Source organism: Kocuria sp. CCUG 69068 (genome assembly GCF_020833785.1).
Taxonomy (GTDB): domain Bacteria; phylum Actinomycetota; class Actinomycetes; order Actinomycetales; family Micrococcaceae; genus Kocuria; species Kocuria rosea.
Genome location: NZ_PDDL01000282.1, coordinates 1 through 496 on the forward strand (window position 1 = coordinate 1; position 496 = coordinate 496).

At 79.8% G+C, this 496-nt stretch carries 1 protein-coding gene; it reads right to left on the reverse strand.

Features of this window, described 5'->3' with window-relative positions; translation table 11 throughout:
* Positions 1-496: DUF3376 domain-containing protein (locus CRM73_RS19535; RefSeq protein WP_229588844.1), on the reverse strand; the 496-nt coding region annotated here is incomplete at both ends.

Below are 496 nucleotides of genomic sequence, written 5' to 3' on the forward strand. Positions count from 1 at the left end.
CGTCCTGCAGGCCGGCGACGACGGGGTCGACCGTCGGGCTGCTCCCGGCCGGGGAACCGCCGGGCGCGGCCGGCAGGGTCGTCGAGGTCGTCGGTATCGTTGGGGTCGTCGGAGACGTCGGGGGCGACGCCGGAGCGGCCGCCGGCAGCCCGCGCAGGAACCCGGCGACCCCGGCCGCCGCGTCGAGGCGTCCCCACCACCAGTCGTGGGCCCGCCAGTCCGCGGCCAGGAACCCCCGGAAGTTCAGCAGCCCCGCACCGGCCAGCTTGGCGCCCGCCGGCATCCGCTCCTCGGCGTCCGTGAGCAGGCGGGCGAGCTCCCGGCGATCGGCCCCCGGTGCGTCGAGGGCCTGCTGGAGGCGGTTCCGGGCGAGCGCCGCCCGGAGCGCGGGGAACGCGTCCGGCGCCGCGGGGGCCTGGTCGCCGCGGATCTCCCCGTAGGCCACGGGGGACACCGCGGCGGGGATCCCGGCAGCGGCCAGGAGCGGGGGCAGGTC